Annotated in this window: 27 protein-coding genes and 2 pseudogenes; 17 read left to right on the forward strand and 12 right to left on the reverse strand. The window is 61.6% G+C overall.

Annotation, left to right across the window (positions count from 1 at the left end; genetic code table 11):
• Nucleotides 1-77: 77 nt before the first annotated feature.
• Nucleotides 78-692, reverse strand: a complete 615-nt coding sequence (locus JWR98_RS14005; protein WP_078732000.1) for an NAD(P)-dependent oxidoreductase — start codon at nt 690-692, stop codon at nt 78-80.
• Between the two features lie 34 nt (nt 693-726).
• Nucleotides 727-1,593 (reverse strand): MBL fold metallo-hydrolase, encoded by an 867-nt coding sequence (locus JWR98_RS14010; RefSeq protein ID WP_205490360.1) that lies wholly within the window; start codon nt 1,591-1,593, stop codon nt 727-729.
• 107 nt (nt 1,594-1,700) lie between these two features.
• Here JWR98_RS14010 and JWR98_RS14015 point away from each other — a divergent pair, with 107 nt between their 5' ends.
• Complete coding sequence (locus JWR98_RS14015; RefSeq protein ID WP_205490362.1) at nt 1,701-2,606, forward strand: LysR family transcriptional regulator; 906 nt, start codon at nt 1,701-1,703, stop codon at nt 2,604-2,606.
• A 100-nt stretch (nt 2,607-2,706) separates the two neighbouring features.
• The gene (locus tag JWR98_RS14020) at nt 2,707-2,883 is read left to right on the forward strand and encodes a hypothetical protein (protein ID WP_003172511.1); all 177 of its coding nucleotides are present in this window, start codon (nt 2,707-2,709) and stop codon (nt 2,881-2,883) included.
• Here JWR98_RS14020 and JWR98_RS14025 read toward each other — a convergent pair.
• On the reverse strand, nt 2,876-3,754 hold the full coding sequence (locus JWR98_RS14025; protein WP_078732003.1) for a helix-turn-helix domain-containing protein: 879 nt from the start codon (nt 3,752-3,754) through the stop codon (nt 2,876-2,878). The two genes, JWR98_RS14020 and JWR98_RS14025, sit on opposite strands and share 8 nt — an antisense overlap.
• Before the next feature lie 179 nt (nt 3,755-3,933).
• On the opposite strand from JWR98_RS14025, the gene pobA reads away from it, so the two are divergent.
• Together pobA and JWR98_RS14035 are read left to right on the forward strand one after the other, a co-directional pair.
• Nucleotides 3,934-5,127, forward strand: a complete 1,194-nt coding sequence (gene pobA / locus JWR98_RS14030) for a 4-hydroxybenzoate 3-monooxygenase (RefSeq protein WP_205490364.1) — start codon at nt 3,934-3,936, stop codon at nt 5,125-5,127.
• A gap of 66 nt (nt 5,128-5,193) precedes the next feature.
• Nucleotides 5,194-6,710, forward strand: a pseudogene (locus JWR98_RS14035) (MDR family MFS transporter).
• A 47-nt stretch (nt 6,711-6,757) separates the two neighbouring features.
• On the opposite strand, the gene JWR98_RS14040 reads toward JWR98_RS14035, so the two are convergent.
• Both JWR98_RS14040 and JWR98_RS14045 read right to left on the reverse strand, forming a co-directional pair.
• The gene (locus JWR98_RS14040; RefSeq protein WP_078732004.1) at nt 6,758-7,597 is read right to left on the reverse strand and encodes a cache domain-containing protein; all 840 of its coding nucleotides are present in this window, start codon (nt 7,595-7,597) and stop codon (nt 6,758-6,760) included.
• A 51-nt stretch (nt 7,598-7,648) separates the two neighbouring features.
• Nucleotides 7,649-8,422, reverse strand: a complete 774-nt coding sequence (locus JWR98_RS14045) for a transporter substrate-binding domain-containing protein (protein WP_078732005.1) — start codon at nt 8,420-8,422, stop codon at nt 7,649-7,651.
• 181 nt (nt 8,423-8,603) lie between these two features.
• Here JWR98_RS14045 and JWR98_RS14050 point away from each other — a divergent pair, with 181 nt between their 5' ends.
• The 6 genes from JWR98_RS14050 to JWR98_RS14075 all read left to right on the forward strand — a co-directional run bounded on the left by JWR98_RS14050 (nt 8,604) and on the right by JWR98_RS14075 (nt 15,345).
• On the forward strand, nt 8,604-9,203 hold the full coding sequence (locus JWR98_RS14050; RefSeq protein ID WP_078732006.1) for a class I SAM-dependent methyltransferase: 600 nt from the start codon (nt 8,604-8,606) through the stop codon (nt 9,201-9,203).
• 122 nt (nt 9,204-9,325) lie between these two features.
• Nucleotides 9,326-10,459, forward strand: a complete 1,134-nt coding sequence (rnd, locus tag JWR98_RS14055) for a ribonuclease D (RefSeq protein WP_078732007.1) — start codon at nt 9,326-9,328, stop codon at nt 10,457-10,459.
• On the forward strand, nt 10,456-10,749 hold the full coding sequence (locus tag JWR98_RS14060) for a YcgL domain-containing protein (protein ID WP_003172521.1): 294 nt from the start codon (nt 10,456-10,458) through the stop codon (nt 10,747-10,749). The genes rnd and JWR98_RS14060 overlap by 4 nt, the downstream gene beginning before the upstream one ends.
• Before the next feature lie 106 nt (nt 10,750-10,855).
• Nucleotides 10,856-11,788 (forward strand): D-2-hydroxyacid dehydrogenase, encoded by a 933-nt coding sequence (locus JWR98_RS14065; RefSeq protein WP_078732008.1) that lies wholly within the window; start codon nt 10,856-10,858, stop codon nt 11,786-11,788.
• A 141-nt stretch (nt 11,789-11,929) separates the two neighbouring features.
• Nucleotides 11,930-14,689 (forward strand): hypothetical protein, encoded by a 2,760-nt coding sequence (locus tag JWR98_RS14070; protein ID WP_205490366.1) that lies wholly within the window; start codon nt 11,930-11,932, stop codon nt 14,687-14,689.
• 5 nt (nt 14,690-14,694) lie between these two features.
• Nucleotides 14,695-15,345 carry an OspG family effector kinase gene (locus tag JWR98_RS14075; RefSeq protein ID WP_205490368.1) on the forward strand — a complete coding sequence of 217 codons (651 nt, stop codon included), beginning with the start codon at nt 14,695-14,697 and terminating at the stop codon, nt 15,343-15,345.
• Nucleotides 15,346-15,396: 51 nt separating this feature from the next.
• Here JWR98_RS14075 and JWR98_RS14080 read toward each other — a convergent pair whose 3' ends face one another.
• Nucleotides 15,397-15,990: a nitroreductase family protein gene (locus JWR98_RS14080; RefSeq protein WP_003172523.1), complete on the reverse strand. Its 594-nt coding sequence runs from the start codon at nt 15,988-15,990 to the stop codon at nt 15,397-15,399.
• Nucleotides 15,991-16,143: 153 nt separating this feature from the next.
• Here JWR98_RS14080 and JWR98_RS14085 point away from each other — a divergent pair, with 153 nt between their 5' ends.
• Nucleotides 16,144-16,593 (forward strand): YcgN family cysteine cluster protein, encoded by a 450-nt coding sequence (locus JWR98_RS14085; protein ID WP_043046481.1) that lies wholly within the window; start codon nt 16,144-16,146, stop codon nt 16,591-16,593.
• Between the two features lie 13 nt (nt 16,594-16,606).
• Nucleotides 16,607-17,827 (forward strand): hypothetical protein, encoded by a 1,221-nt coding sequence (locus JWR98_RS14090; protein WP_078732010.1) that lies wholly within the window; start codon nt 16,607-16,609, stop codon nt 17,825-17,827.
• 81 nt (nt 17,828-17,908) lie between these two features.
• Here JWR98_RS14090 and JWR98_RS14095 read toward each other — a convergent pair whose 3' ends face one another.
• The 3 genes from JWR98_RS14095 to JWR98_RS14105 all read right to left on the reverse strand — a co-directional run bounded on the left by JWR98_RS14095 (nt 17,909) and on the right by JWR98_RS14105 (nt 19,265).
• Nucleotides 17,909-18,259 (reverse strand): YgaP family membrane protein, encoded by a 351-nt coding sequence (locus JWR98_RS14095; protein ID WP_078732011.1) that lies wholly within the window; start codon nt 18,257-18,259, stop codon nt 17,909-17,911.
• 67 nt (nt 18,260-18,326) lie between these two features.
• Nucleotides 18,327-18,794: an RNA methyltransferase gene (locus JWR98_RS14100; protein WP_017526685.1), complete on the reverse strand. Its 468-nt coding sequence runs from the start codon at nt 18,792-18,794 to the stop codon at nt 18,327-18,329.
• Between the two features lie 96 nt (nt 18,795-18,890).
• The gene (locus JWR98_RS14105) at nt 18,891-19,265 is read right to left on the reverse strand and encodes a YajD family HNH nuclease (protein ID WP_003172528.1); all 375 of its coding nucleotides are present in this window, start codon (nt 19,263-19,265) and stop codon (nt 18,891-18,893) included.
• Between the two features lie 97 nt (nt 19,266-19,362).
• On the opposite strand from JWR98_RS14105, the gene JWR98_RS14110 reads away from it, so the two are divergent.
• Complete coding sequence (locus JWR98_RS14110) at nt 19,363-20,283, forward strand: ParB/Srx family N-terminal domain-containing protein (protein ID WP_205490370.1); 921 nt, start codon at nt 19,363-19,365, stop codon at nt 20,281-20,283.
• Between the two features lie 128 nt (nt 20,284-20,411).
• Here JWR98_RS14110 and JWR98_RS14115 read toward each other — a convergent pair.
• Nucleotides 20,412-21,097: pseudogene (locus tag JWR98_RS14115) on the reverse strand (spermidine synthase).
• A gap of 78 nt (nt 21,098-21,175) precedes the next feature.
• On the opposite strand from JWR98_RS14115, the gene JWR98_RS14120 reads away from it, so the two are divergent.
• Nucleotides 21,176-21,454: a hypothetical protein gene (locus JWR98_RS14120; RefSeq protein ID WP_042944336.1), complete on the forward strand. Its 279-nt coding sequence runs from the start codon at nt 21,176-21,178 to the stop codon at nt 21,452-21,454.
• On the opposite strand, the gene JWR98_RS14125 is transcribed toward JWR98_RS14120, so the two are convergent.
• Together JWR98_RS14125 and JWR98_RS14130 are read right to left on the reverse strand one after the other, a co-directional pair.
• Entirely contained in the window at nt 21,451-21,936 is a 486-nt protein-coding gene (locus JWR98_RS14125; RefSeq protein ID WP_078732015.1) for a cyclic nucleotide-binding domain-containing protein, read from the reverse strand. The genes JWR98_RS14120 and JWR98_RS14125 overlap by 4 nt on opposite strands.
• 67 nt (nt 21,937-22,003) lie before the next feature.
• Complete coding sequence (locus JWR98_RS14130; protein ID WP_078732016.1) at nt 22,004-24,046, reverse strand: S9 family peptidase; 2,043 nt, start codon at nt 24,044-24,046, stop codon at nt 22,004-22,006.
• Nucleotides 24,047-24,070: 24 nt separating this feature from the next.
• On the opposite strand from JWR98_RS14130, the gene JWR98_RS14135 reads away from it, so the two are divergent.
• Genes JWR98_RS14135 through JWR98_RS14145 form a run of 3 tightly spaced genes read left to right on the forward strand, consistent with a single transcriptional unit; the run spans nt 24,071 to nt 25,956 of the window.
• The gene (locus JWR98_RS14135) at nt 24,071-24,604 is read left to right on the forward strand and encodes an MFS transporter (protein WP_078732017.1); all 534 of its coding nucleotides are present in this window, start codon (nt 24,071-24,073) and stop codon (nt 24,602-24,604) included.
• 21 nt (nt 24,605-24,625) lie between these two features.
• On the forward strand, nt 24,626-25,402 hold the full coding sequence (locus JWR98_RS14140; RefSeq protein ID WP_003172536.1) for a class II glutamine amidotransferase: 777 nt from the start codon (nt 24,626-24,628) through the stop codon (nt 25,400-25,402).
• An 11-nt stretch (nt 25,403-25,413) separates the two neighbouring features.
• Nucleotides 25,414-25,956, forward strand: a complete 543-nt coding sequence (locus JWR98_RS14145) for a DUF2937 family protein (RefSeq protein WP_078732018.1) — start codon at nt 25,414-25,416, stop codon at nt 25,954-25,956.
• Nucleotides 25,957-25,984 lie beyond the last annotated feature (28 nt).

Below are 25,984 nucleotides of genomic sequence, written 5' to 3' on the forward strand. Positions count from 1 at the left end.
CCCCCGATGGCGGTGTGTCAGTCAAAGCTGCACTAACTGAACCACCGCTATCGGGAGCAAGCCCCCTCCCACAGGGATCAGTAACCGACGGTAAAGCGCTGGCGCGAGTGCTTCGGTGTTTCCACTTCATCAAGCATGGCGATGGCGTAGTCGGCAAAACTGATCGAGCTGTTACCGTCACTGCTTACCAGCAAATCATCCTGGCCCAGGCGGAATTGACCGGTGCGCTCGGTGCCATCGAACAGTGCTGATGGCGACAGGAACGTCCAATTCAATTCTGTTTCCTGACGCAGGGTCTCCAGGAATGCCGCGCCTGCACTGGCCTCGGCTTTGTACTCGGCAGGGAACCCTTCGCTGTCGATCACCCGACCGCCGCCCGGCAGCAACAGCGAACCCGCACCGCCCACCACCAGCAAGCGGGGTACTCCAGCCTTTTTCACCGGACCGATTACCGCACTGGCAGGGAGGGTCGCGAAGTGCGCGGCACTGATCACCACGTCGCTGCCGCTGATCGCCTGTTGCAGGGCTTCGGCGTCCAGCGCGTCCACCTGTTTGATGGTGACGCCCGGGCGCGCAGCCAGTGTGTCGGTATTGCGCGCGATGGCCACAACGCTGTGCCCGCGACGCAGTGCTTCTTCCAACAATTGGCTACCGGCGCGGCCAGTGGCTCCAATGATTGCAATCTTGCTCATAACGTTCTCCAGTAGGGTTAAGGATGGAACGGATTCACCACTTCATTTCGCCCTTGGCGACTTTGGCGCTCAGCTCCAGTGAGCTTTCGTCAGCCAGGGTGGGGTAACGCTTTTTCATGGCCTCGATCAGGGCCGCAGAGTCCTTGGCCTTGGCGGTCTCGATGTCGAAGGCCTTGATGTAGTCGGCGGTGAATGTCACCGAAGCCAGCGACGCTGTGCCTAGGTAGTGACCGGGGATCACCGTGCGCGGCTTCAGGTCTTCAATGCGTTGCAGGGTGGCCAGCCAGTCTTTGTGGGACCGCGCACTCTGAGTGTCGGCCATCCACACGTGAATGTTCTGGGCGACCACTACGCCACCGATCACGGCCTTGATCGACGGGATCCACACAAAGCTGCGATCCGGCTGCGGGCCGTCCAGGCCGATCACGTCCAACTGCTGGCCTTCGAGGCTCAGGCTGTGGCCTTGCAACACCTGCGGCACGATGGTTTTGGCCGGTTTGTCGGCGCCCATTTTCGGGCCCCAGAATGCAAGCTTGCCGGCCACGGTGGCGTTGATATGGTCGACCACCGGTTGCGGCGCCAGCACCTTGGCCTTGGGGAACGCGGCAGTGAGGGTATCGAGGCCGAAGTAGTAATCCGGGTCGCCATGGCTGATGTAGATGGTGGTCAGGTTCTTACCGCTGGCGCGGATCTTTTGCACCAACTGCTCGGCCTGGCCCTTGCCGAATTGCGCGTCCACCAGGATCGCGTCCTTGACGCCGCTGACCAGCACCGAACTGACCGGGAAGATTGCCGTCTCGCCTGGGTTGTACACATCGAGAGTCAGGTCGGCAGCGGCCGCATGGGCGGCGAAGGCCAGGGCGGCGGTGGCCAGGGTCAGGCGCTTGAAGGTTGAGAACATCGGGCAGCTCCAGCAGTCGATTCAAAGGATGCACAGAGCTTAGTTGCACTAAACAAGACTAAAAATGCGATGCTGTAACATAGTTTGTTTCTAAAATCGGTCAAATCATGGATCGTCTTCAAGCAATGCGCGTGTTTGTCACCGTGGTGGACCTGGGCAGCCAGTCGGCGGCGGCCGACCATTTGGACCTGTCGCGCCCGGTGGTGTCGCGCTATTTGGCCGAGTTGGAAGACTGGGTCGGCGCGCGCCTGTTGCACCGTACCACGCGCAAGCTCAGCCTCACGGCCGCGGGCAGCGAAACCCTGCCACGCTGCCGACAATTGTTGGAATTGTGCGGTGATATGCAAGCCGCCGTCAGCGAACCGGACGACGCGCCCCGTGGTCTGTTGCGCTTGAGCGTCAGCACCTCGTTCGGCCAGGCGCAATTGGCCGAGGCCATTGCCGAATACGTCAAGCGCTACCCCTTGGTCACGGTCGATTTGCAAATGCTCGACCGCACCGTGAACCTGGTGGATGAGCGCATCGACCTGGCCATCCGCACCAGCAATGACCTCGACCCCAACCTGATCGCTCGGCGCCTGACCGTGTGTCGCTCGGTGGTGTGTGCCACCCCGGCGTATTTACGGGAGCATCCGGCGCCGCAAAAAGTCGAAGACCTGGCCCGACACAACTGCCTGACCCACTCGTACTTCGGCAAAAGCCTGTGGCATTTCGAAGAGAACGGCGAGCACGTGTCGGTGCCGGTGCACGGCAATATCACCGCCAACGAGGCCAGCACCTTGCTCCGCGTGACGCTGGCCGGGGCGGGGGTGGCGATGTTGCCCAGTTACCAGGCCGGCGATCACATTCGCCGGGGCGAATTGGTGAGGCTGCTGCCCCAGGTCGAACCTCGGCAGATGAACATCTACGCGGTGTATGCCTCACGCAAACACATGCCTTCTGCGCTGCGCAGCCTGCTGGATTTCCTGGTGCAGCGGTTTCCGGAGGAGCCGGCGTGGGACCTCGGTCTCTAGGGCGACATCACCTTGTTGAATGTCGCCCGATAATGGCAACTTGCCGTGGCTGGCCTATGCTTTAAACAGCACCGTGTGGATCCGTCCAGAGGTCTGTGCCATGAGTATAAAAACCAGAAAATACCTGAAGATTTTCACCCTCTGCGCTTTGGCCAGCGCGTTGTACGCAACTGCGGCCTACCGCGTTGAGCAGACCCGTATGCAGCCGACCTTCGCGATCAGCTGCCATCAGGACCAATGCGTTCCGCACAGCGGCAGTTTCAGCGCACTCAGGTAGGCGGTTGTTCAGCCTTGAGTTGTTCGCGAAACGCCTTGGGTGAGAACCCGACCCGTCGACGAAACAGCCGAGAGAAGTTGGTTGGGTCGGAAAACCCCAATACCTGCGACATTTCATTGATGGTCATGCTGGTGTAGGTCAGCAAGCGCTTGGCTTCCAGCAATTGGCGGTCATGCATGATCTGCAACGCAGGCTGCCCGCCCAGTTCGCGACACGTCCCGTTCAGATGCGACACCGAGATGCCCAGTTTGTGAGCCAGGTCTTCGATCTTCGGGTGTTCGCGGTAATGTTGCTCGACCAATTGGGTGAACCGCCGGAAATACTCGCGTCCACGCGGCGCGCGTGGATGACGGTGCTTGATAGCCTGGCGACTGACCCACACCACCAGCACGCTGACCAGGGCATGCATCATCATGTCCCGCGCCGGTTGTGTGTCGGCATATTCATCCTGCAAACGGGTAAACAGGCTGTTCAGGTAATCGCTGTCGTTGCCCGCAGGGTAAGTGCCCAGGGTTTGCAGACCGTCCACCGTTGCCCCCAATTGCGCCTGCAAATGGCTCACCAATGGCGCGGCCAGTGTCACCACAAAACCTTGCACATTCTCGGGGAAGCGAAACCCATGCACGCACAGCGGCGGCAATACCTGCAGGGTCGCCTCACTGAGCGTGGTGCGCTGGCCGTCGATTTCCAACTGCGCCTCGCCCTTGTGCACATACAGCAACTGGCACAGGTCCGCATGCCGGTGGGGCTGGATTTCCCACTGGTATTCCCGACTGCGGCGGGAAATGGTTTCGCAGTGCAACAAATCGGGGGTCGGCCATTCTTGGCTTTCCCCGTAAAGCTTGAAGACCGGAATCGCGGTTTTGGTCATGGTTTCAATCCGATACTCAGGATAGTTGTGCGGTAATCGCCCCAATTGGCAAAAAGCGCAGGCTTTGACGCAGTTTTCACCTTCTTATAGCGCTCACTCAAGTGAAAAATGTCAGCTACAGGATCAATGACAACTCTTTCACTCGATACGTTCGGTGGAACCTGCGGGCGATAAAAATAATGAAAACGCTAAAAACTCAAGTCGCCATCATTGGCGCCGGTCCCTCCGGACTGTTGCTCGGCCAGTTGCTGCACAATGCCGGCATCGAAACCCTCATCCTGGAGCGTCAGAGCGCCGATTACGTGCAGAGCCGTATCCGCGCCGGCGTGCTGGAGCAAGGCATGGTCGATCTGCTGCGCGAGGCCGGGGTGAGCCAGCGCATGGACGCCGAAGGCCTGGTGCATGACGGTTTCGAGCTGGCGCTGAACGGCCGGCTGACCCATATCGATCTCAAGGCGCTGACCGGCGGCCAATCGGTGATGGTCTACGGCCAGACCGAAGTCACCCGCGACCTGATGGCCGCCCGCGCCGCCGCCGGTGCTGTCACGCTCTATGAAGCCAGCGATGTGCAGCCGCATGAACTCAAAAGTGATCGACCGTGGCTGACTTTCGAGCACCAGGGCCAGGCGTATCGCCTGGACTGCGACTACATCGCCGGTTGCGACGGTTTCCACGGCGTGGCGCGCCAGTCGATCCCGGCTGAATCATTAAAGGTCTTTGAGCGCGTCTACCCTTTCGGCTGGCTGGGCATTCTCGCCGACACGCCGCCGGTCCATGACGAACTGGTGTATGCCAAGCACCCGCGTGGCTTTGCGCTGTGCAGCATGCGCTCGCCCACCCGCAGCCGTTATTACCTGCAGGTGCCGGCCGAAGAGCCGCTGGAGGAATGGTCGGACGCGCGCTTTTGGGCCGAACTGAAAACCCGTCTGCCGGGCGACCTGGCCGAGCAACTGGTCACCGGCCCCTCGATCGAAAAAAGCATCGCGCCGCTGCGCAGTTTTGTGGTCGAGCCCATGCAGTACGGGCGCCTGTTCCTGCTCGGCGATGCCGCGCATATCGTGCCGCCCACTGGCGCCAAGGGCCTGAACCTGGCCGCCAGCGATGTGAGCACGTTGTTTCGGATTTTGCTCAAGGTGTACGGCGAAGGCCGGGTGGATTTGCTCGAGCGCTATTCCGCGATCTGCCTGCGCCGAGTGTGGAAGGCCGAGCGGTTTTCCTGGTGGATGACCTCGATGCTGCATCAATTCCCCGAGGCGGACGGCTTCAGCCAGCGCATCGCCGAGAGCGAGCTGGAGTACTTTATCCAGTCCGAGGCCGGGCGCAAAACCATCGCAGAAAATTACGTCGGACTTCCTTACGAAGCTATCGAATAGCCTGCTATCGTATCGAGCATTCCCGCAGGGCGCCTTTTCCCGCGGGCCTTGCTCGAAGGTTCTGCCGTGACTCAGCTCAATCATCCCGCGCCACCGCTCCCCGCGGTGCGCAGTATCCTCGCCTCGTTGATGATGGCGATCTTTCTCGGCGCCCTGGACCAGACCATCGTCGCAGTGTCCATGCCTGCCATTTCCGCGCGTTTCCACGACGTCAACCTGCTGGCCTGGGTGATTTCCGGCTACATGGTGGCAATGACCGTGGCGGTGCCGATCTACGGCAAGCTCGGCGACCTGTACGGGCGCGGCCGATGATGTTGATCGGCATGGGCCTGTTCACCGTGGCGTCGCTGTTGTGCGGCATGGCCCAAAGCATGGAGCAACTGGTAGTGGCGCGGGTGCTGCAGGGCATCGGTGCCGGCGGGATGATCTCGGTCAGTCAGGCGATCATCGGCGACATCATCCCGCCCCGTGAACGTGGGCGTTACCAGGGGTATTTCAGCAGCATGTACGCGGTGGCCAGCGTGGCCGGGCCGGTGCTGGGCGGTTACATGACCGAGTACTTGTCGTGGCGCTGGGTATTCCTGATCAACCTGCCATTGGGCGCTGGCGCCTGGTACGTCGCCCATCGCACCCTGTTGGGGCTGCCGATGCCGCAGCGCAAGCCAGTCATCGATTACCTGGGCACGGTGCTGATGATCATCGGCCTGACCGCCTTGCTGCTGGGCATCACCGAAATCGGCCAGGGCCACCATTGGCGTGACCGCGAAGTGCTGGGGCTATTGGCCGGCGCGCTGGTTGCACTGACCCTGTTCGTGTGGCACGAGCGCCGTGCGCGGGAGCCCCTGTTGCCGATGCATTTGTTCGGCAACCGCAGCGCGGTGCTGTGCTGGTGCACGATTTTTTTCACCAGTTTCCAGGCGATTTCCCTGACCGTGTTGATGCCGTTGCGCTTTCAGACGGTAACCGGAGGCGGTGCCGACAGCGCGGCCTTGCACTTGATGCCCCTGGCGATGGGCCTGCCGATGGGCGCGTATACCGCCGGGCGCATGACCTCGGTGACCGGACGCTATAAGCCGATGATCCTCAGCGGCGCGCTGTTGAGCCCGCTGGCGATTGCGGGCATGGCCTTCAGTGCGCCCCAGGACGTGCTGCTCACCGGCCTGTTCATGCTGCTGTGCGGGATCGCCGCCGGCATGCAATTCCCCACTTCTCTGGTGGGGGCGCAAAACTCTGTGGAACAACGCGACATCGGCGTCGCCACCAGCACCACCAATTTGTTCCGCTCCCTGGGCGGCGCGGTGGGGGTGGCGTGCATGTCGGCGTTACTGCTGGCGCTGTTGCAGGATTCCAGCTTCGCCCACCTGGCCAGCGGTGCGCTGGTGGCAGAGGGCAGTTCCGGCAACGCGCTGCTCGATGGTTTGAACGCCGCCCCAGGCGCGGCGCAGGATGCCTTGCGCGGGGAACTGGCGGTGACGTTCGAGCATTTATTGTGGGTGAGCGTGGCGGTGTCTTTATTGGGGCTGGCAGCCGCCATCGCCATGCCGAATCGGGTACTGCGCGGTCGCGAAGACAAGGCCAAATAAGGTGTGGGAGCAAGCCCCCTCCCACATTTTTTTACCGCATTTCAGCTTCAGGGGCTGTAGTAACCCACCGCCACCATGAAATGCCCGCTCTTGCGGATATACGCGTGTTTGTTCTCGACCTTGTCGGTCACCGGGTTTTTCCAGCGATACTTGTATTCCCCCTGGTCCTGCTCGGTCATCATTTTGAGGATCGGTTCACCCACCGGTTTGCCGTCCGGGTCCTTGATCTTGGCGAAGTCGGTGTTGATCAACCGCAGGTTGGTGCCGTGGGCCACGTAGCGTCCGGTGTTCAGGTCCACCACAAACACATACAGGTCGTCCTGCAGGAAGCCGCCTTGCAAGGAGTTGATGGCCTTGAGCGTGCCGGCTTCATCCTTGATCAGCGCGTTCACCGCCTTGTTACGCAGGGCCCGCGCCTGTTCCGGGGTGGCCCGTGGCAGGTAGTAGCCCACCGCCAGGATGCGCTCGCCGACGCGCTGATAAAACACGTGCTTGTGTTCGACCTTGCCATCGTTCCAGTTCTGCCAACGGTAGTCGGCCTGCTGGATGCCCTGGCCTTCCGGCACCTTGAGCGCGTCCTTGAAGGACTGGCGCAAATCCGGCCCGAGTACTTCAGACACATCGCGACCGATCAGCGCCGAAGAGGGCCCGCCGCTGGCCAGCAATACGCCTTGGGTATCGACCACGAATACATAGCGATCCTGGTCGATGAACTCGCCCTGGCGGCTGAACGCGGCAAACGCTTTGTCGCCGTTGCTCTGGTAATAGGCCAGGGCTTTTTCCAGCAGGGCCTTGGCCGCCTGAGCGTCCTGGTCCTGTGCAGGATTGGCGTGCACCTGGCTGAAACACAACAGCAGCAGCCAGGTCAGTTGACGCAGTCCCTTCATGTTCGGTCCCTCGTTCTTATTGGATGTGACCACAGCGTAGACGGCGTTGGCTCAAGGCGCCGCCAGCCACTGGCTGACGATTGCGTCATACGCGCCGGTGGCGACGCTCAGGTGCAGCCACTGGTCGACATAGCTCTTCCACGCCACATCGTCGCGGGGCAGCAAAAAGGCTTTTTCGCTGTATTGCATCTGCCGCTCCGGGTTGACCGCGCACAGGCCCGGCTTGAGCTTCTGCTGGTAACGCGCTTCGCTGGCGTCGGTGATCATCACATCCGCCTTGCCGGCGAGCAGTTCGTCGAAGATGGTCACGTTGTCATGCAGGCGGATCTGCGTCTGGCCCAGGTGGGCGCGGGCAAACACTTCATTGGTGCCGCCCGCCGGTTCGATCACCCGCACCTGCGGCTGGTTGATCTGCTCGACGGTCTGGTAGCGCCGCACATCGGCGCAGCGCACCAACGGGATTTTGCCGTCTTCTCCGAGAGACTGGCTGAAGAACGCTTTTTTCTGACGTTCCAACGACACCGAAATACCGCCCACGGCAATATCGCAGCGTTGGGCGAGAAAGTCCGGCATCAGGGTTTTCCAGGTGGTGGGCACCCAGGTGATTTTGGCGTTGAGGCTCTTGGCCAGGGACTCGGCCATGGCAATGTCGATGCCTTCGTAACGGCCGTCGGCGCGCAGCGAGGTGTAGGGCTTGTAGTCGCCGGTGGTGCACACGCTGAGGGTGCCGCGTTGCAGCACCTCATCCAGGCGCGACGGGGCGGGGTCGGCCAAGGCGCTGGTGGCCAGGGTTGCCAATACACACAGGGCTAGCGGAGCTTTCATGCGGTCGAGTCCTTGAGGCCGGGGCGGGGTGGCAGCCATTATTTCGAGGGCGGTGCGGGGTGGCAAGGCGCACAGGAGGGTTAGTCGTTTTGCGCTGGTGTTTTCGACCTTTTTTTCACGTTGCACTGGTTAAGCTGCGAATCAAGGTCGTACACCACCGTTTAACCCCTATGAGCGCATGATGTCGTCACAACCTCCCTCATCCATAGAGATCGAATACGCCGAGCGCTGTGACCGTGAGCACGCCCGGGTTTGCAGCGACACGCGCCCACCCGGGTTGCGGCGGCGTTTGGCGTCGTGGCGCGACGAATGGCTGGTGCGTCAGGCGTTGAAGGTTGCCGGCGAGCCGGGGCTGATCCTCGACCTGGCCTGTGGCTCGGGCCGGTTCTGGCCGGTGTTGGCTGAACACATCAACCGGGTGATCCTGGCGTCGGACAATTCCCAGGACATGCTCGATCACGCCGTTACCCACCATCCGGCGGCGTTGCTCAAACGCGTCAAGACGTTTCAAGGGTCGGCGTTTTCCATCGGCTTGTCGGCCAATGCCGTGGACTGCATTTTCTGCCTGGAGTTGTTTCGTCACGTGCCCAGCAGCGATGGGCGGTTGGCGTTGCTGCGTGAGTTTCACCGGGTCAGCCGTGACACGGTGATTATCTCCGTCAACTCACGCACGGCGGTGGAAGACGAGTTTCGCCAGGCAGGCTTCAAGGTCCTGAATCATCAGGAGTTCCTGCCGGGCTCGGGCCTGTGGCGGGTTTACGTTCTGCGTAAGAGAGGATAACTCCCGCCTGTCGGACTATTCTTCAGCTCTTGCCTGATTTTTCATGGTTGCCTGTGCACTGCGGATGCTCGTTAGCCCCTTTCGCGATATATACTGCGCGCCATTCTTCAAGGGAGAGCCGTGTGGCCATCGATATTCACTGGATCTGCGACAACGATAGCCTCGGCCAGCACTGCGCCGAATGGCAGCAGTTGCCATTCGTCGCCCTCGACACCGAATTCATGCGGGTCGACACCTTTTACCCCATTGCCGGGCTGATCCAGATCGGCGATGGCGTACGCGCTTACCTGATCGACCCCCTGACCATCGACAACTGGCAACCCCTGGCCGCCTTGCTGGAAAACCCAAGCGTCATCAAGGTGGTGCATGCCTGCAGCGAAGATCTTGAAGTCTTGCTGCGCCTGACCGGTAGCCTGCCGGTGCCGTTGTTCGACACCCAATTGGCGGCGGCTTACCTGAACCTCGGGTTCTCCATGGGCTACTCGCGCCTGGTGCAGGCCGTGCTCGACATCGATTTGCCCAAGGGCGAGACGCGTTCGGACTGGCTGCAGCGGCCACTCTCGCAGACGCAGATCAGCTACGCCGCCGAAGACGCGGTGCACCTGGCCGAGGTCTACACCCGCCTGCGCCCGAAGCTGTCCGATGACAAGTACGCCTGGGTGCTGGAGGACGGCGCCGAGCTGGTGGCCAACCTGCGCCGCGAAGTCGACCCGTACGAGATGTACCGCGACGCCAAGCTGGCGTGGAAACTGTCCCGTGCCCAGCTCGCTGTGCTGCGTGAACTGTGCGCCTGGCGCGAGCAGCAGGCCCGCGCCCGTGACCTGCCGCGCAATCGCATCGTTCGCGAGCACTCGTTGTGGCCCCTGGCCAAAACCCAGCCGGATAACCTCGCCGCGCTGGGCAAGATCGAAGACATGCACCCGCGCACCGTGCGTCAGGATGGCCAGTTCCTGCTGGACCTGATCAAACGTGCCGGCAGCGTGCCCATGGATCAGTGGCCGCCCGCCGTGGCCGAACCGCTGCCGGTGGACGCCGCCGCGCTGATCAAGCAACTGCGCACCCTGGGCCAGACGTTCGCCGAGCGCCTGGACATGGCGCCGGAACTGATGCTGCGCAAGAAAACCCTCGAAGCCCTGGTTAAAAGTGGCTACCCCGATGGGCCTTACCAATTGCCAGACTCGCTGCGTGGCTGGCGCCGCGAGTTGATGGGCCAGGCGCTGCTCGACAGCCTGGCCACTGCCGGAGAACAGCCTTGAAGCGTATTTGCTCCATTTATCGCAGCTTGAAAAAAGACGGCATGTACCTCTACGTGCTCAAAAGCGATGCTCTGGAGCGCGTGCCGGAGCCCCTGATGGCCGCCTTCGGCAAGCCGCACCACGCGTTCGACATGGTGCTGACACCGGAGCGCAAGCTGTCGCGCGAAGACATCCTGGTGGTGCTGGAAAACCTCGACAAGCAGGGCTACCACCTGCAAATGCCGCCGGCCGAGGACGAGTACATCGAACACTTGCCCGAAGAGCTGCTGCGCCGCAACGACCCGATGTGATCAATCAGTGCCCGTGTCAGGGCACAGGCTTCATGGAATCGTATTAGCGGGCGGTGGCCGTAAGGATGTGTGCGGCCGTCCGCACTGTTTTTGAAAGGTTTGAACCATGCGTGTTCTGATTGCTGAGCAGGATCACCCGCTCTACGCCCAATTGCTTAACGAAGCGGCGCCGGACCTGGAGGTGCTCACCAGCGGCGACTCGGCCGAGTTGTCGCGCCTGGCCGCCGATTGCCCGGTGTGGCTCGGCCAGCCGGACCTGTTGGCGACGCTGTTGCGCCAGGGCCATCGCCCGCAATGGCTGCAATCGACCTGGGCGGGCGTTACGCCGCTGCTGGCCGAAGGCTTGCCGCGCGACTATCGCCTGACCCGTGCGGTCGGCATTTTTGGCCAGGTCATGGCCGAGTTTGTCCTCACCTACGTGCTGGGCCACGAACGTGAAGTACTGGCGCGACTGGTCAGCCAGGTCGAGCGCAAGTGGGACAACCGCACCGGCCAGAGCCTGGCGGGGCGCAAGGTGTTGATCGTCGGCACGGGCGATATCGGCCAGAGCGTCGCCGAGTTCCTGGTGCCGTTTGGCGTCAAGCTGTATGGCATCGCCAGCACTGCCCGCGAGCAGGCGCCGTTTATCGAAGTGTCCGGTCTCGATCAATTGGGCCGCCTGGTGGGGGAGGTGGACTACGTGATCAACCTGCTGCCCAACACACCGAACACCCACGACCTGTATGACGCCGCGCTGTTCAGGCAATTCAAGCCGACGGGCTTGTTCATCAACGTCGGACGTGGGGTGGCGGTGGTCGACGCCGATTTGGTCGAAGCCTTGAAAGAAGGGCACCTGGCCGGTGCGGTGATCGATGTGTGCCGCCAGGAACCGCTGCCGCAGCGTCATCCCTTCTGGACCGCCTGGGGCCTGCTGTTGACCGGGCACAGTTCCGCGCCGACGTCGCCGCCGATGATGGTGGCGTTGTTTTTGGAGAACCTGCGGGCTTATCAAGCCAAGCAAACATTGCGCGGCGAAGTCAGCTTCGCGCGCGGTTACTGAGGCACTCTTGAGCCTTTTGCCATTGATATAAAGCCTGACATTTAAGCTGGAACTTCGTCCTTGGGTTTTTACACCCATTGGAAAGAGGCACCCGTGGGTGCCCTCGCCAGACGACTTTCCCAGCTATGGACAGGTAACCTCATGACGATCATCACGCCTTCGCGTGTCTTAACGCCGTCGATAACCCTCACACCCGCCCCGGTGTTGGTTACTCAACCCTCACCGACTGGCGAGCGAGCAAGCTCCACATCGGTACTCGACAATCCCGCCGCGTTGAGGCGTGCGTTCAGCGACAGCTGCGACTGGCAAACGCTGGCCAAGCACCTTCAGTCACTCTGGCAGGCGCTCGGCAGCGATTCTCGTTATACCGATGCTGACCTGACGCACCGCTTGAAAACCACCTTCATGAGCCTGTGTGACGAGCAAGGGCTGACCTCTGGCGCACGCGTCAGTCTCGAAGCGTTTCTACAGGGCAAGGGCCTGAGTGCTCCAGGGAACCTTGCCGCGCTGGGAGACCTGAAACAATGGGTTACCCGGCAGGCACAGGTCCACCCCCTGGGTAATTTCAGTGGCGCGCTGTCCTGGCCTATGCCGCCCAGCATCAAGGACCAGCGCTCGATCGTTTCGCTGGTGCAAGGCACAGCCTTCGCTGATGAGCGTAAAGGCACCTTGGGTTATCTGCTCAGCGGCAGTTCTGTGTCGGACGCCGATCTGCAAAAACCAACGCTCGCCATCGAAAAACTGCTCGGCTCGGCCAAAGCCCAGACACTGGGCCAGGCGATACAGACGCAACTGGGCGGTTATGCCACGCACAGCAGCCTCAATGAATACCTGCTGGCGGCTATCCACCTTGGCCTGGATCCGGAGTCGCTGGATGCCCCGGCGCCGAATACCGTCGCCGGGTTCGACCTGGCGCATGAAGCACACAGGGGGCAAGGTGCGCAGACGATCATCGACAATCTCGCCCGGCACTTGCTGGATAAAGGCCGGGTCACGGCACAAACCGCCAACCTGGGTGCCCGCCTGTTGCTGGCCAAAACGGCTCCGCAGTTTCTGGTCAAAGATATTCCGCGCAGTGTCACCTACGGCAGCCTCACCTGGGCTCAACTGGCGATTGCCACGGCGCGCATCGAAGCCGATTCGCCGGGGCGTTCGCTCAACCTCACGTACGCCCAGGTGCTGGCCTATGGCGAGCAGGTCGAGACCCGCGACGCTGTCCTTCAGGAAATCCAAAAAAAGGTCCTGACCGACTGGGGCGAAGCCAATGGCCTGCCGACGGGCGACGTATCCATCGAAACCCTGCGCATCACCTTCAACCGGCAGATGCAGGCACTGACCGCCGCCAGCAGCCAGGTGCAAACGCCGATTCCCAGGCGCCGCGAGATGGCGTTGGACGCCCTCAAGGCGGCGTTTCCAGACCTGGACCCTAAGCTTTTCGAAATACCGAGCCTGGTCCAAATATTTCGCAAACCGGGCCGCACCGGCCGGCATCCGGGCATACGCTCGATGTTGGACGTGGCGATGCACGGCGCCAAACTGGGCACCGATGAGCATTGGGAGTCCGCCGACAAACGCATCCCGGCGGCGAAGTTCTGCAGCCTGTTCGAAAGCGGCAGGCTGGATGTCGCGGCGTCCTTCAAGGCCGCGTATGACCAGGCGATCACTTCGCTTGAACAAGGTCAGCAAGGGTTGGCGGATTACTTGATCTCCACATTGCCGCCCCAAGACCGGAAAAACTTCGAATTCGGCCAGTTGGAGTTCTTCCACACCAGCCAGTACACCATGGCCATGGACTTTTTCACCAAGCCGAGCCTGAGAACCCGGGGCCATACCTTAAGGGTCAAGACCACACTCAATGGCGAAGTGAATATCTATGAAATCGACACCCGGCGCGCCACGATTGAACAACAGAGCCACTTGCGTTACCGCTACACCCCACCCTATACGGCCAAGAATCTGGAACACTTGAATGCCAATGTCATCACTAAAACGGTGCTGTTCGATCCGTTCAAAGATGAGGCCGATCAGGCCAGGGAGCGCTCGCCCGTCAACGCAGACAACCCAGCATTCGGCTCGACGCGAAGTGACTATATAGGCCGGGTATTCGCCAAATCCCTGGACCTGCACAACGACGATCTGTTGCAACAAGCCAGGGGTGTCACCTCCTTTGATAAAGACGCGGCGACGAATCGGGCGATTGGCGAGTTTTTCCTCAACCTCATCCCGTTGCGGTCGGCCATCGTCAACTTCAGCAACGGTAACGTCGGCGATGGCCTGTTTGACCTCGGCATGGATGTGATCGGCCTGGTGACGCTGGGGGCCGGCAAGGCCGCACAGGCAAGCAGAGTGCTGTCCAAAGGTATTTCCAGTTTCGGTGCGGTGACCAAGGTCGCGCGGTTTCTGGGGGCTACCGCGATCGAGGCATTCAACCCCTTCAGTGGCTTGGGAGGAGTGGCTCAGGGCGGCGCGCGTCTGGTTGCCCACGGCGCCGCCAAAGGTGTGGAGACGGTTAACAAGCTCAGAGGCGCCAGTGGCAGCTACGACCTGCTCAAAGCCGCCAGCAAACACTACGGTGAGGCGGCCATTGGCAGCCTCACCACAGCGGGTCGAAGCATCGAAAACGGCGCTGTGCTGCACAACGGCAAATGGTACGGTTTCGACCCCGACAGGATGCGGCCCTACGGTGCTCCCCTTGAAGGATTCACGCCAAGCACCCGGGCCGTGGACGGTGTGATCAGCCCCGCGACCATCGAGCCCGCCAGGGCATTGGGCAATACACAATTTGCCAGCTACCAGGTGCCGGCCTCGCGCATTGCCGGGCTCACGCCTGACAGCCGAGGTGTGTACGTCGCCGCTGACGGCATTCGTCGCACATCCGTCACACTGACAGTACCGGCTTGAGTGCCGTGTACGAAGTACGCCAGGTTACGCGCACGGTGGACGGGGCCGTGCAGGCGCGGATCTATCACAACAACCGGCAAACGCCGCTGCTGGTCGAGCATGTCCAGGGTGACCAATGGCGACGTCTCGGCGCACAAGGGGGTACCCAGCCGTCGGTCAAATCGGATCTTGGGCCTGAGATCGGCCGGGGCGAAGAGGCTGTCATCTACGCCAGCCTGGATGGCAAAAGTGTTTATAAAGACCTGGGGCCAACACGGCTAACCACTGCCGAGGGCTACACCAATATGGAGGTGGTGAACTTGAACAAGTACTACGGTGAGGGCTTTGCCGTGGTGGTGGTTGATGAGGGGCGTAAGTACTTGAAGATGGGCAGGATCGAGGGCGTGGACCTCAGCCAGTTTGAAAAGGGCGATCTACCCGCGCGTGCGCGGTCCTTGCTCGACGACGCATTCGCAGAAATGGAAGCGAAGGACATTTTCCATAACGACCCGCAGTTGAAAAATTTCATATACAGCGCAAAAGACAACAAGGTGTATCCCGTGGACATGGATGGCCTGTCTGCCGAGTTTATGGTGGCGGGCGCCATTGACGTGTACAACCGGAAAAAGCAAAAGGCCCGCAGGGAGTTCAGCGAACTCATCACCCAAGCGGCTTGATCATCCGGCGGTGCAGAAGCTGCATCCTTGGGGATGCAGCTTCATCAGGCATCAAAGACTGAAATCACCCTCGGACACCAACTCGCTCAACGGCTTGCGCGGGCTCGGTACTTCGCGGCCTTGCAGATACTCCGGCAGGGTCGATTTGTCGCCCAGCTTGCCAATCGCCACGGCCGCGTGCAGGGCATAACCGTCTGGAATCTTCAGTTCCTTGCGTGTCAGTTCCTGATCGAAGCCGGCCATGCCGTGAGTGTGCCAGCCGCTGAGGCTGGCCTGCAGCGCCAGGTGGCCCCAGGCCGAGCCGGTGTCGAAGGTGTGCCACAGCGCCGGGGTTTCTTCGGTGGCGCCGGGGGCGATGAAGTCGGTTTTCGAGGCGATGATCACCAGGGCTGACGCGTGCTGCGCCCAGCCGCGGTTGAATTCATTGAGCAAACCCAGGAAACGCGCCCAGTCCGGCGTGTCGCGGCGCGCGTAGAGAAAACGCCACGGCTGCGAGTTGTACGCCGACGGCGCCCAGCGTGCGGCTTCGAAGAAACTCAGCAGGGTGTCCTTCGGGATACTCTCGCCGGTAAACGCGCGGGGCGACCAGCGGTCGGTAAATTGGCTGTGGATCGGGTGGTCGGCGACGCGTGGGTTAGTGCTCATGAACGGTTCCTGATGGTCAATTCTGCGCTCAAAGCTACTGCGCGCCCGCTAGACTGACAAGTCTTGTAACGCCGCCAGTCGCAAGCACTTGGTTCCAAGGGCCTGGGGCACTAGACTGGCGGCCTTTTCACCGACCGATACCGATGTAGAGCCATGGCCGCCAAAGTCGAACCTTTCTGGATACGCAAAACCCTTGAGCAACTCGACCAGGAGGAATGGGAGTCGTTGTGCGACGGTTGTGGCCTGTGCTGCCTGCAAAAGCTTGAGGATGAAGACGACAACAGCGTCTATTACACGCGGATCGCCTGCAAACTCCTCGACCTCAAAACCTGCCAGTGCACCGATTACCCCAACCGCCGTGCCTCGGTGCCCGACTGCATCCAGCTCACCCCAGGCCAGGCCGACCAGTTCAAGTGGCTGCCGCCCACCTGCGGCTACCGCCTGGTCAGCGAGCGCAAGGACTTGCCGTTGTGGCACCACCTGGTCTGCGGCGACCGCGACGCCGTGCACCACGAACGCATTTCCCAGTCCGGACGCATGCTCAGCGAAGGCAGCGTTCCCGAGGACGACTGGGAGGATTACCTGATCTTCCGCGCGGGCTGAACAAGGAGTGTGTATGAGGGGGGCAATCCAGCTGGCGGCAAGCCTGATGCTGCTGGCGCTGAGCGGCTCGGCCTGGTGCGCGAAGAAAGTCGACCTGGACTATCACGTCAAGTTGTTGCCCCAGACTGATCAGGCCGAGGTCCGCGTCAGCCTGTCCCAGGGTTCGGCGGTGCGCAGCCTGGACTTAGACCTCGGCAACAGCGGCGACTACAGCGACTTCAAGGCCGACGGACAGTGGAAGGTCGCCGGCAGCCGCGGGCGGTGGCAGCCCGGCGCCGAGAAATCCAGCCTGACCTACCGAGTGCGCCTGACCCGTGCGCGCAAACCGGGTATGTATGACGCACGGATGACCCCGAGCTGGGCGTTGTTTCGTGGCGAAGACCTGGTGCCGCCCGCACGTCTGGACCAGCAGGACGGCGTCGAGCTGGTATCGCGCCTGATGTTTGAACTGCCGCCCGGCTGGAAAAGCATTGAAACCGCCTGGCCGCGCATCGGCAAAAACAAATTCCGCATCGATAACGTTTCTCGCCTGTTCGACCGACCCTCCGGCTGGATGCTCGCCGGCACCCTGGGCAGCCGCCGTGTGCGCCTGGGCGAAACCGACGTTACCGTGGCCTCGCCCAAGGGCCAGGCCATGCGCCGCATGGATGTGCTGACCTTGCTGACGTTCGTCTGGCCCCAGGTGGAAGCGGCGTTCCCGCGTCATCCGGCCAAGCTGCTGGTGGTGGGGGCCAGTGACCCGATGCGCCGTGGCGCGTTCGCGGCACGTGACTCGATTTACCTCAACAGCCGTACACCGCTGGTCAGCGAAAATGGCAGCAGCCCGTTGATGCGTGAAGTGGTGCAGGCTATCGGCCGTTTCAACGACCACGATCGCAGCGATTGGATCAGTGAGGGCTTGGCGGAGTATTACGCCATCGACCTGGTGCGGCGTGCCGGGGGGATCACCGATGAGCGATATCAAGCGATACAGGCGCGTTTGACCAGGGAAGGCAAGGACGTCACCACGCTACGCGGTGAACACGTCAACGGCGCGACGGTGTCCCGGGCGGTGCTGGTCATGCAGGAGCTGGACCGCGAGATTCGGGTTAAAACCCATAACAAGCGCTCGCTGGATGATTTGACGCAGGCGGTGATGCGTGTCGAGACCGTCAACACCCAAGACTTCGTTAAATTGGCCGAGAGTATCCTTGGCGAATCGTCTGTGGTGCTGGATTCCAAACTTCTACGCTGATTCCTGGCCCTGCACAAAACAAAATGTGGGAGGGGCGGTGCCCCTCCCACATTTTGATCTCCAATAGTTTGGAGACTGAGTTCAGTTGGGGGTCTTCACCGCTTTCTCAGCCGCCACTTCCGCCTTGGTCTTCAAGTTCCTCAGCTCTTCACCCGCGCGTTCGATCTTGGTGCGCACGCTGTTCATTTCCTGGCGACCTTGCTCCAGCTTGGCCTTGAGCGAGCTGTGCCCGGTAAAGCCGCGGGCCAGCGCCACGCCGCCAATCGCTACCTGGATCAAGCCGAAAATCCCGCCACGGCGCAGGCCTTTGCCCACCATCATCACGCCACCGGCGACCGAGCCGATACGCTCCCAGCCGTGCACGTTTTGCGTGGGTTGGGTCTGGAAAGGCGTGTGTTCGATGACGGGGCGCAAGGTTGTGCTGTCGCTCATGATCGTTCTCCAACAGGGCTAGTGATAGGTAGATGACTGCTCGCAGGTGTCGGATGTTCCAAGAAAATCAGTACTTGGGGCCCGAACGGGTGTTGTTGCCTTTAGCCATCCGGTCATAGAGCACCACGTTGACGGTGGCGGCGAGGTTCATGCAACCGGTGGTCGGGATGTAGACCACGTCTTCACACCAGTCGCGAATCTCTTTGTCCAGCGAGCCGTCTTCGGGGCCGAAGATGTATAGCGCACGGTCGGGGTGGGTGTATTCGGGCAGCGGGCGGGCGCCTTCCACCAGTTCCACCGCGACCGGAATGCAGCCCAGAGGCAGGATTTTTTTCAGGTCGTCGATGCCGATCAGCGGGATGTCGTGGTGGACTTTCTTGGTGTCAGTGATGAAGTCCCGGGCGCGCTCGTAACGCACGCCGGTGTAGAACACCGAGGCTACGCCATAGCAACCGGCGGCGCGCATCACCGAACCGACGTTTTCGGGGGATTTGGGGTTATACAGGCCGATGCAGCTGTAGCGTTTATTGCCCACGGGGGTGCCTTTAAAAAGGCAGCATTATAGCGGCAAGCTACAAGCTGCAAGTTAAAAGCAGAGTGGCTTTTTCTTGCAGCCTTCAACTTGCAGCTGTCAGCTGTCTTTTTTCATCAACCCCGCCAACGCCGCAAAGGGGTTATGAGTTGCTTTGGCAATGGTCGGACTGCTGGTGGAACCCTCGCCAAAATACTGTTGGTCGGTGTAGCGCGAGTGTTCATTGTCGTGGCAATACAGGCACAGCAACTCCCAGTTGGAGCCGTCCTGGGGATTGTCATCGTGATTGTGGTTGCGGTGGTGTACGGTGAGTTCGCTCAAGCGCTTGCCGGCGAATTCACGGGCGCAACGGCCGCACACGTGGGGGTACATCTTCAGGGCTTTGTCGCGGTAGCCCATTTCGCGGTCGCGCTGGGCATCGGCGAGGATGCGGTCCAGCTTGGCGGTGTGAGAGGGCGGGTTGGTCGAGCTCATCATGGCTCCTGTCTGGTGGGTCACGGATAACCTTGATTCTAGCCGTCGGCGCCCATTTGTAGTATCGGTTCATGCAATTCACCAGGATGAGAGACCTATGCGTTGGCACATATGGACAGTTGCACTGCTATTGGGCGCCCTGTCGGCCCAGGCCCAGGCGTTCTCGACGCCCAGGCCCGGCCAGATAGTTGAGGTCACCCTCGAACAACTGCACCCGACCCAGGCCGTGGTCGGCTTCGACCAGATCGACTACAGCCTGGGGCTGTTCGCCGATAAACCCGCCAAGGCGTTTGATGAGTACTGCCAAACCAACGGCCAGGGCGAAGCCGACAAGGTGCCCAAGCACGCTGACTTGCATAAACCCGAAAGCTTCACCTGCAAAGACCCGGTGGGCACTCATCCCGAGGACATGAAAACCGTGGTGGTCGGCCCCGGCGGCCAGTTGTACCTGACCGACGGTCATCACAGCTTCACCACCCTGTGGGAAACGCCCGGCGCCGGCCCTCGGTTAAAGATGTGGGTCAAGGTGACGGACGACTTCAGCAACAGCCCGGACCTCGCCACCTTCTGGCGGCGCATGGAGGCGGCCCGCAAGGTCTGGCTCAAGGACAGCAAGGGCCACCCTCTGTCGCCCACGCAACTGCCGGCCCATCTTGGGTTCAAGAGCCTGCAGGACGATACCTTTCGCAGCCTGGTGTATTTCACGCGCAAGGCCGCCTATGGCAAGCCGGAGGCGGGGGAGGTCGCCCCGGAATTCCTGGAGTTCTATTGGGGTAACTGGCTGCGCACGCAGATTGATCTGGGCCGGTACGACCTGAACAAAAAAGGCGGCTACAAGGATGCGATCAAAGCGGTGGCCAAGCGCATGGTCAGCCTGGCACCCGGCGCACAGGTCGGCGACAGCGGTTTCACCGCGCAGCAACTGGGCGGCATGAGCAAGCTGGACCGCGAAGAGTTGGAAAAGACCTTCGACAAGAAAATCCCGTACGTCATCGACTACCGCAATTCCCACAACTGAACAGGGATCAAAATGATGGGAGGGGCTTGCCCGATAGCGGTGGTTCAGTTGAAACATCTCTGACTGACCCACAGCTATCGGGGGCAAGCCCCCTCCCACATTGATCTTCAGTGTTTGGTTAGTGGTGCTCAGCCCTTGAGCTTTTCCGCAACCCAGATGGTGTGCCGGGTGCCCTTGTTGCCATGGGCAAACACCTGCACTTCCTCGGCCTTGAAACCGGCCTTGCGCAGTTTGTCGCTAAACAGTTTGTCGGCGCTGGCTGACCACACGGCCAACACGCCCTTGGGCCGCAAGGCCTTGGCGCAGGCGGCCAGGCCACCGGCGGAATAGAGCCAGCTGTTGGCTTTTTGCGTGAGGCCTTCGGGACCGTTGTCGACGTCGAGCATGATCGCGTCAAAGCCCTGGGGCTCGGCTTGCAGCACCTTGGCCACGTCTTCCAGGCGGATCACCGTGCGCGGGTCGAGCAATGGGCGCCCGGACTTTTCGCCCAGCGGCCCACGGTTCCATTCCACGACGCCGGGCACCAGTTCCGCCACCACCACTTCGGCGGTCTTGCCCAGATGCTTGAGCGCGACGCCAGGGTAAAGCCCATGCCCAGGCCGCCGATCAGTACTCGTGAACCCGGGCGGCCAGCGACCTTGCGACAGGGTATTTCGGCCAGCGCGTCTTCGGAGCCGTGCATGCGCGTATTCATCAGCTGGCCGCCGTCACCGCCCTGGATCTTGATGACAAAATCTTCACCGTATTCGAACAGGCACAAGGCACCGCCGTTATCGGGGATCGGGGTGGTGTCGAGCAGAACGAAACGTTTCATGGAAATCTCATTGGGAAGGGCATTCTTGCGCGGTTGGGAGTAGCCTTACGACATTCCGGTCAGGCCATGGAGCCATCGATGAAGTGCAGCATTCTAACGGTCATTGTGTTGAGCGCGCTCGCCTGCGGTGCAGCGCAGGCTCAGGAGTTGCAAACCGTACCGGTCGCCCCCGCGCCAACCTCCGGCGCGCCGGGCACGCCAACGCCGACGCTGTACCCGCAAGTCACGCCGCCGGCATTGCCCAAGACCAACGGCTCGCCGCCCCTGGCGCCGATTGTGTTGCCGACGCCGCCAAAGGACCAGACGGTGCCCGGTCTGCAGCAGAACGACAGCAAGCCGAAGACCCCCGGCGGTTAAAACTGTTGGTTGATTAATTGCCCATCCGCCATGCGCAGGCGTTTGGACAAGGCAATCGCAATGGCGCGGATGATCTTGGCGGCAATCCTCGGGGCTTCGTTAAGCATCTTTTCCAGGGAGTCCTTGCCCAGGTTCAACAGCACGCAGTCACTGGCCGCCACGCAACTGGCGGAGCGTCGCTCGCCGTCGAGTACCGCCATTTCACCGAAGGCCCGGCCACTGCGCAGGGTCGCGATGGTCAAGCGTTGGCCTTCGTGATTGGTTTTCTGCACCGCCACCTGGCCGCTGTGGATGATGCACATGAAGGTGCCGGCATCGCCTTCGAGGAAGATCGTTTCATCACGGGCAATGGTGCTGATGTTGAAGTAGCCGGCGGCGATGTGAAAATCCTCCGGCAACAGCGGGTCGAACAGGCCGCAGTCCATGAGCATGGCGCGGATTTCTGTTTGTAGAGAAGCGCTCATTAAAGTCGATAGTGCCATGGCAGCAATCTTGATCCATCAATCAGTCGGCGTCCTGTGTTCAGACAGGACCGCTGCCCTAAGTTCCTTAAATCAACCCCAGCGCCTTGAACATAAATGCATATTCGAGCGCTACGTCACGTAATCCCTGGTAACGCCCGCTCATGCCGCCGTGGCCGGCACCGAGTTCGGTCTTGAGCAACAGCAGGTTGTCATCCGTCTTGGTGTCACGCAGCCTGGCCACCCATTTGGCCGCTTCCCAGTACTGCACGCGGCTGTCGTTGTAGCCGGCGATCACCAGCAGGTGCGGGTAGGCCTGGGCGCGGACGTTCTCGTACGGCGCGTAGGCCTTGATGCGCGCATACACTTCAGGCTCTTCGGGGTTGCCCCATTCGTCGTACTCGGTGATGGTCAGCGGCAGTTCCGGGTCGAGCATGGTGTTGAGCACATCGACAAACGGCACTTCGGCAATCGCCGCCTGGAACAATTCGGGGCGCTGGTTGAGCACCGCGCCGATCAACAGGCCGCCGGCGCTGCCGCCGCTGATCGCCAGTTGACTGGACGTGGTCAGGCCCTGGGCGATCAGGTGTTCGGCGCAGGCGATAAAGTCGCTGAAGGTGTTCTGCTTGTGCTCCTGCTTGCCGTTGCGGTACCAGGCTTCACCCAGCTCGCCGCCGCCGCGCACGTGGGCGATGGCAAACGCCACGCCACGTTCGAGCAGGCTCAGGCGCGCATGGGAAAACCACGGGTCGAGGCTCGAACCGTAGGCGCCATAGCCGTACAGGTACAGCGGCGTGGCTTTGCCGAGTTGGTCGCGCTTGACCACCAGGCTGATCGGCACCTGGGTCCCGTCGGCGGAGGTAGCCCACAGGCGTTGGCTCACGTAGTCGTCGGCGTTGAACACGCCCAATACCGGAGTTTCCTTGAGCACCTGCTGCGCGCCGCTGGCCAGTTCCAGCTGACGCACCTGGGCCGGGCGATTGAGAGCCTCATACCGCAGGCGAATTTTGTCGCTGACAAATTCCAGGCTGTTCTGTACGTAGAGGCTGTAGGCAGCGTCGGGCAATTCCACGCGATACGCAGGCACGCCCTGCGGGTGCACTTCGATCACCGGCAGGCCACCGATGCGCAGGCTCAGGGTCATGGCGCCGGTATTGAGGCTCACGCCGTCGAGCATCACGTCATCGCTGTGGGGGATCAGGTTTTGCCACTCATCCTCGGTAGGCACATCGCCAATGTCGGTTGCAACGAACAGCGCATAGTTGATGCCATCCCGGTTGCTGCGGATAAACCAGGTCCACGCGCCATTCAGTTGGCCGTGGTCGACGTCGTATTCGTGGTCCTCGACCCGAGGCGCCAGGCAGGTGAAGGCCAGGTGCGGCTGGTCGGCGTCCAGCGCCCAGACTTCGCTGGTGGTCTTGCTGCCCAGGGCCAGCAGCAACTGGCGCTCGGAGCTGGAACGGTAGCAGTGCAGGAAAAAACGTCCGTCAGGCTCGTGGAACACTTCCTGCGCCGCCGTGCCGTCCAGGCGATAGCGATACAGCTTGTGCGGGCGGTGGGTGTCATCCAGCTCGCCAAAGAACAGGGTCAGGCTGTCATTGGCCCAGGTCATGCTGCCGTCGCAGTCCTGAAACTCCAGTTCGCTGACCTTGCCGTTGGTCAATTCCTTCACGAACAGGGTGTAGATCTCATCGCCGCTGGTGTCGAGGCTGTAGGCCAGGCGCTGGTGGTCGGGGCTGATGCTGAACGCGCCGAGGGAAAAGAAGCCACCGTTGGCCAGTTCGTTCGGGTCCAGCAGCAGCTCTTCGCTGCTCTCGTCCACCTGGTTACTGTCATCGGCGGGGCGGTGGCAGCGGTAGTGGCGGGCGTACTCGTCGCCGGCGGTGGTGCGTGTGTAATACAGGTACGGGCCCCAGGGCGAGGGCAGCGACAGGTCGGTTTCGAGGATACGGCCCTTGATCTCTTCAAACAGGCTTTCACGCAATGCGCCCTGATCGGCGAGTTGGGCTTCCTGCCAGGCGTTTTCGGCCTTGAGGTAATCGAGTACTTCGCGGTTGTCACGCTCTTGCAGCCAGGCGTACGGGTCTTGGCCTGGGGCCTTGCGGGCGATTGGGGCGGTTGAGGTAGGCATGGAACACTCTCTGTCTGGCGGACGGTGGCAGGCATTGCAGCCGCGACACGCAAAAGCCGTTATCATAGCCGCCTCTTTGCCAGCCTTGCCATGGACACCATGACCGAGAACGACTATCTGACCGCTTGGGGCCTTTACGCCTTCGCCGCTTTGGGCTGCCTGTTGGTGTGGTGGCGCATGACCCGCTGGATCTGGCGCTGGCTGCGTGAGCCGTTGCAGCTGCTGATGGCGGTGCTGCTGTTCAGCCCGACCATCGTCGACCCGGTCAAGACCCAGTTCGCGCCGGCCGTGGCCATCACCGCCCTGGACCTGGTGCTCAAGGTCGGTAACAACGCCTGGCGGGCGATTTCCGACCTGTTCATGTACACGATGATCGCCTTTGGCGTGTACCTGGTGTTTGTGTTGATCCGCTGGCCCATCGAGCGCGCGGCCAATGCGCGCCGTGAGCGCAAGGCCGCCACGGATGCCGCGTTGGCCGCCGAGCCGCACGAGGATGACGACGAGCCATTCCGTCGTCCGGCCCCGGTGAGCGGTATGCGGGTCGAACCGCGCCTTTAACGTTGCAGCGAGAGCCCTGGCATGTGTGAATTATTGGGCATGAGTGCCAACGTCCCTACCGACATCGTGTTCAGCTTTACCGGGCTGATGCAGCGCGGTGGGCGCACCGGCCCGCACCGCGACGGGTGGGGCATTGCCTTCTACGAGGGCCGTGGCCTGCGTCTGTTCCAGGACCCGGCCGCCAGCAGTGAATCGGAAGTCGCCCTGCTGGTGCAGCGTTATCCGATCAAGAGTGAAGTGGTCATCGGCCATATCCGCCAGGCCAACGTGGGCAAGGTGAGCCTGGCCAACACCCATCCGTTCGTGCGCGAGCTGTGGGGGCGCAACTGGTGTTTTGCGCACAACGGCCAACTGGCGGACTTCAGCCCTCGCGCCACCTTCTATCGACCGGTGGGCGATACCGACAGCGAAGCGGCCTTCTGCGACTTGCTCAACCGTGTGCGCGAAGCCTTCCCCGAACCGGTGGACATCGAGCAAATGCTGCCGGACCTGATTGCCGCCTGCGCCGAATACCGCAGCAAAGGCGTGTTCAATTGCCTGCTCAGCGATGGCGACTGGCTGTTCTGCTACTGCTCGACCAAATTGGCGCAGATCACGCGTCGTGCCCCGTTTGGCCCGGCGCGCTTGAAAGATGTCGACGTGATCGTCGATTTTCAAGCCGAAACCACCCCCAATGACGTCGTGACAGTGATCGCCACCGAGCCGTTGACCGACAACGAAAACTGGACCCGCTACGAACCGGGCCAATGGAGCCTGTGGCGACGCGGTGAATGCGTCAGCCAGGGCATTACCGAGTAAGGATATCGATCATGCTGCTCAGCTATCTGCGGTTGGTGCTGTTTGCCATTGGCCTGTTGGTCGGCGTGCAAGTGCCGGGGTTTATCAACGACTACGCCAAGCGCGTCGAAGCCCACCTGATCGAGGCCCAGACCGGCCTGCGCGGGTTTGAAGCCACCGCGCAGCAATTTTTCAAGGGTGACTTGCAGGCCCTGGTGGCGCACTACCGCGCCAGCGATGATCCGGTGTTCCAGAGCGACGCCAACAGCCTGGGCGCCATGCTCGATCGCCAGGTGGCGTTGGATAAACAATTCCAGGCCATGCAAGGCCCGTGGTACATCCGCGCGCTGCAGGTGGCGGTGGCGGCCGACCCGGACATTCGCCTGGAAACCTGGAACGGCTACAGCTACCAGATCCTGCTGACGCCAGAGGCGATGGGCTGGGGGCTGGGCGGGGCGATGCTGTTGTCGTTCGGCCTGGAATGCCTGTTCCGTTTGATCGACTGGATCGTGTTGGGCGGCAAACGCATGCGCCAGAGCCGGCCGATTGAAGAACGGGACCTCAAGGGCCTCTAACCAACACCTCGGTCCAATGTGGGAGGGG

This window comes from Pseudomonas lactucae, from assembly GCF_016937615.1.
Taxonomy (GTDB): Bacteria; Pseudomonadota; Gammaproteobacteria; order Pseudomonadales; family Pseudomonadaceae; genus Aquipseudomonas; species Aquipseudomonas lactucae.

Coding starts and splice junctions, on each gene's coding strand:
- JWR98_RS14005 (WP_078732000.1), bottom strand. CDS start 692: ATGAGCAAGATTGCAATCATTGGAGCCACTGGCCGCGCCGGTAGCCAA.
- JWR98_RS14010 (WP_205490360.1), bottom strand. CDS start 1,593: ATGTTCTCAACCTTCAAGCGCCTGACCCTGGCCACCGCCGCCCTGGCC.
- JWR98_RS14015 (WP_205490362.1), top strand. CDS start 1,701: ATGGATCGTCTTCAAGCAATGCGCGTGTTTGTCACCGTGGTGGACCTG.
- JWR98_RS14020 (WP_003172511.1), top strand. CDS start 2,707: ATGAGTATAAAAACCAGAAAATACCTGAAGATTTTCACCCTCTGCGCT.
- JWR98_RS14025 (WP_078732003.1), bottom strand. CDS start 3,754: ATGACCAAAACCGCGATTCCGGTCTTCAAGCTTTACGGGGAAAGCCAA.
- pobA (WP_205490364.1), top strand. CDS start 3,934: ATGAAAACGCTAAAAACTCAAGTCGCCATCATTGGCGCCGGTCCCTCC.
- JWR98_RS14040 (WP_078732004.1), bottom strand. CDS start 7,597: ATGAAGGGACTGCGTCAACTGACCTGGCTGCTGCTGTTGTGTTTCAGC.
- JWR98_RS14045 (WP_078732005.1), bottom strand. CDS start 8,422: ATGAAAGCTCCGCTAGCCCTGTGTGTATTGGCAACCCTGGCCACCAGC.
- JWR98_RS14050 (WP_078732006.1), top strand. CDS start 8,604: ATGTCGTCACAACCTCCCTCATCCATAGAGATCGAATACGCCGAGCGC.
- JWR98_RS14065 (WP_078732008.1), top strand. CDS start 10,856: ATGCGTGTTCTGATTGCTGAGCAGGATCACCCGCTCTACGCCCAATTG.
- JWR98_RS14070 (WP_205490366.1), top strand. CDS start 11,930: ATGACGATCATCACGCCTTCGCGTGTCTTAACGCCGTCGATAACCCTC.
- JWR98_RS14080 (WP_003172523.1), bottom strand. CDS start 15,990: ATGAGCACTAACCCACGCGTCGCCGACCACCCGATCCACAGCCAATTT.
- JWR98_RS14085 (WP_043046481.1), top strand. CDS start 16,144: ATGGCCGCCAAAGTCGAACCTTTCTGGATACGCAAAACCCTTGAGCAA.
- JWR98_RS14090 (WP_078732010.1), top strand. CDS start 16,607: ATGAGGGGGGCAATCCAGCTGGCGGCAAGCCTGATGCTGCTGGCGCTG.
- JWR98_RS14095 (WP_078732011.1), bottom strand. CDS start 18,259: ATGAGCGACAGCACAACCTTGCGCCCCGTCATCGAACACACGCCTTTC.
- JWR98_RS14105 (WP_003172528.1), bottom strand. CDS start 19,265: ATGAGCTCGACCAACCCGCCCTCTCACACCGCCAAGCTGGACCGCATC.
- JWR98_RS14110 (WP_205490370.1), top strand. CDS start 19,363: ATGCGTTGGCACATATGGACAGTTGCACTGCTATTGGGCGCCCTGTCG.
- JWR98_RS14120 (WP_042944336.1), top strand. CDS start 21,176: ATGAAGTGCAGCATTCTAACGGTCATTGTGTTGAGCGCGCTCGCCTGC.
- JWR98_RS14125 (WP_078732015.1), bottom strand. CDS start 21,936: ATGGCACTATCGACTTTAATGAGCGCTTCTCTACAAACAGAAATCCGC.
- JWR98_RS14130 (WP_078732016.1), bottom strand. CDS start 24,046: ATGCCTACCTCAACCGCCCCAATCGCCCGCAAGGCCCCAGGCCAAGAC.
- JWR98_RS14140 (WP_003172536.1), top strand. CDS start 24,626: ATGTGTGAATTATTGGGCATGAGTGCCAACGTCCCTACCGACATCGTG.
- JWR98_RS14145 (WP_078732018.1), top strand. CDS start 25,414: ATGCTGCTCAGCTATCTGCGGTTGGTGCTGTTTGCCATTGGCCTGTTG.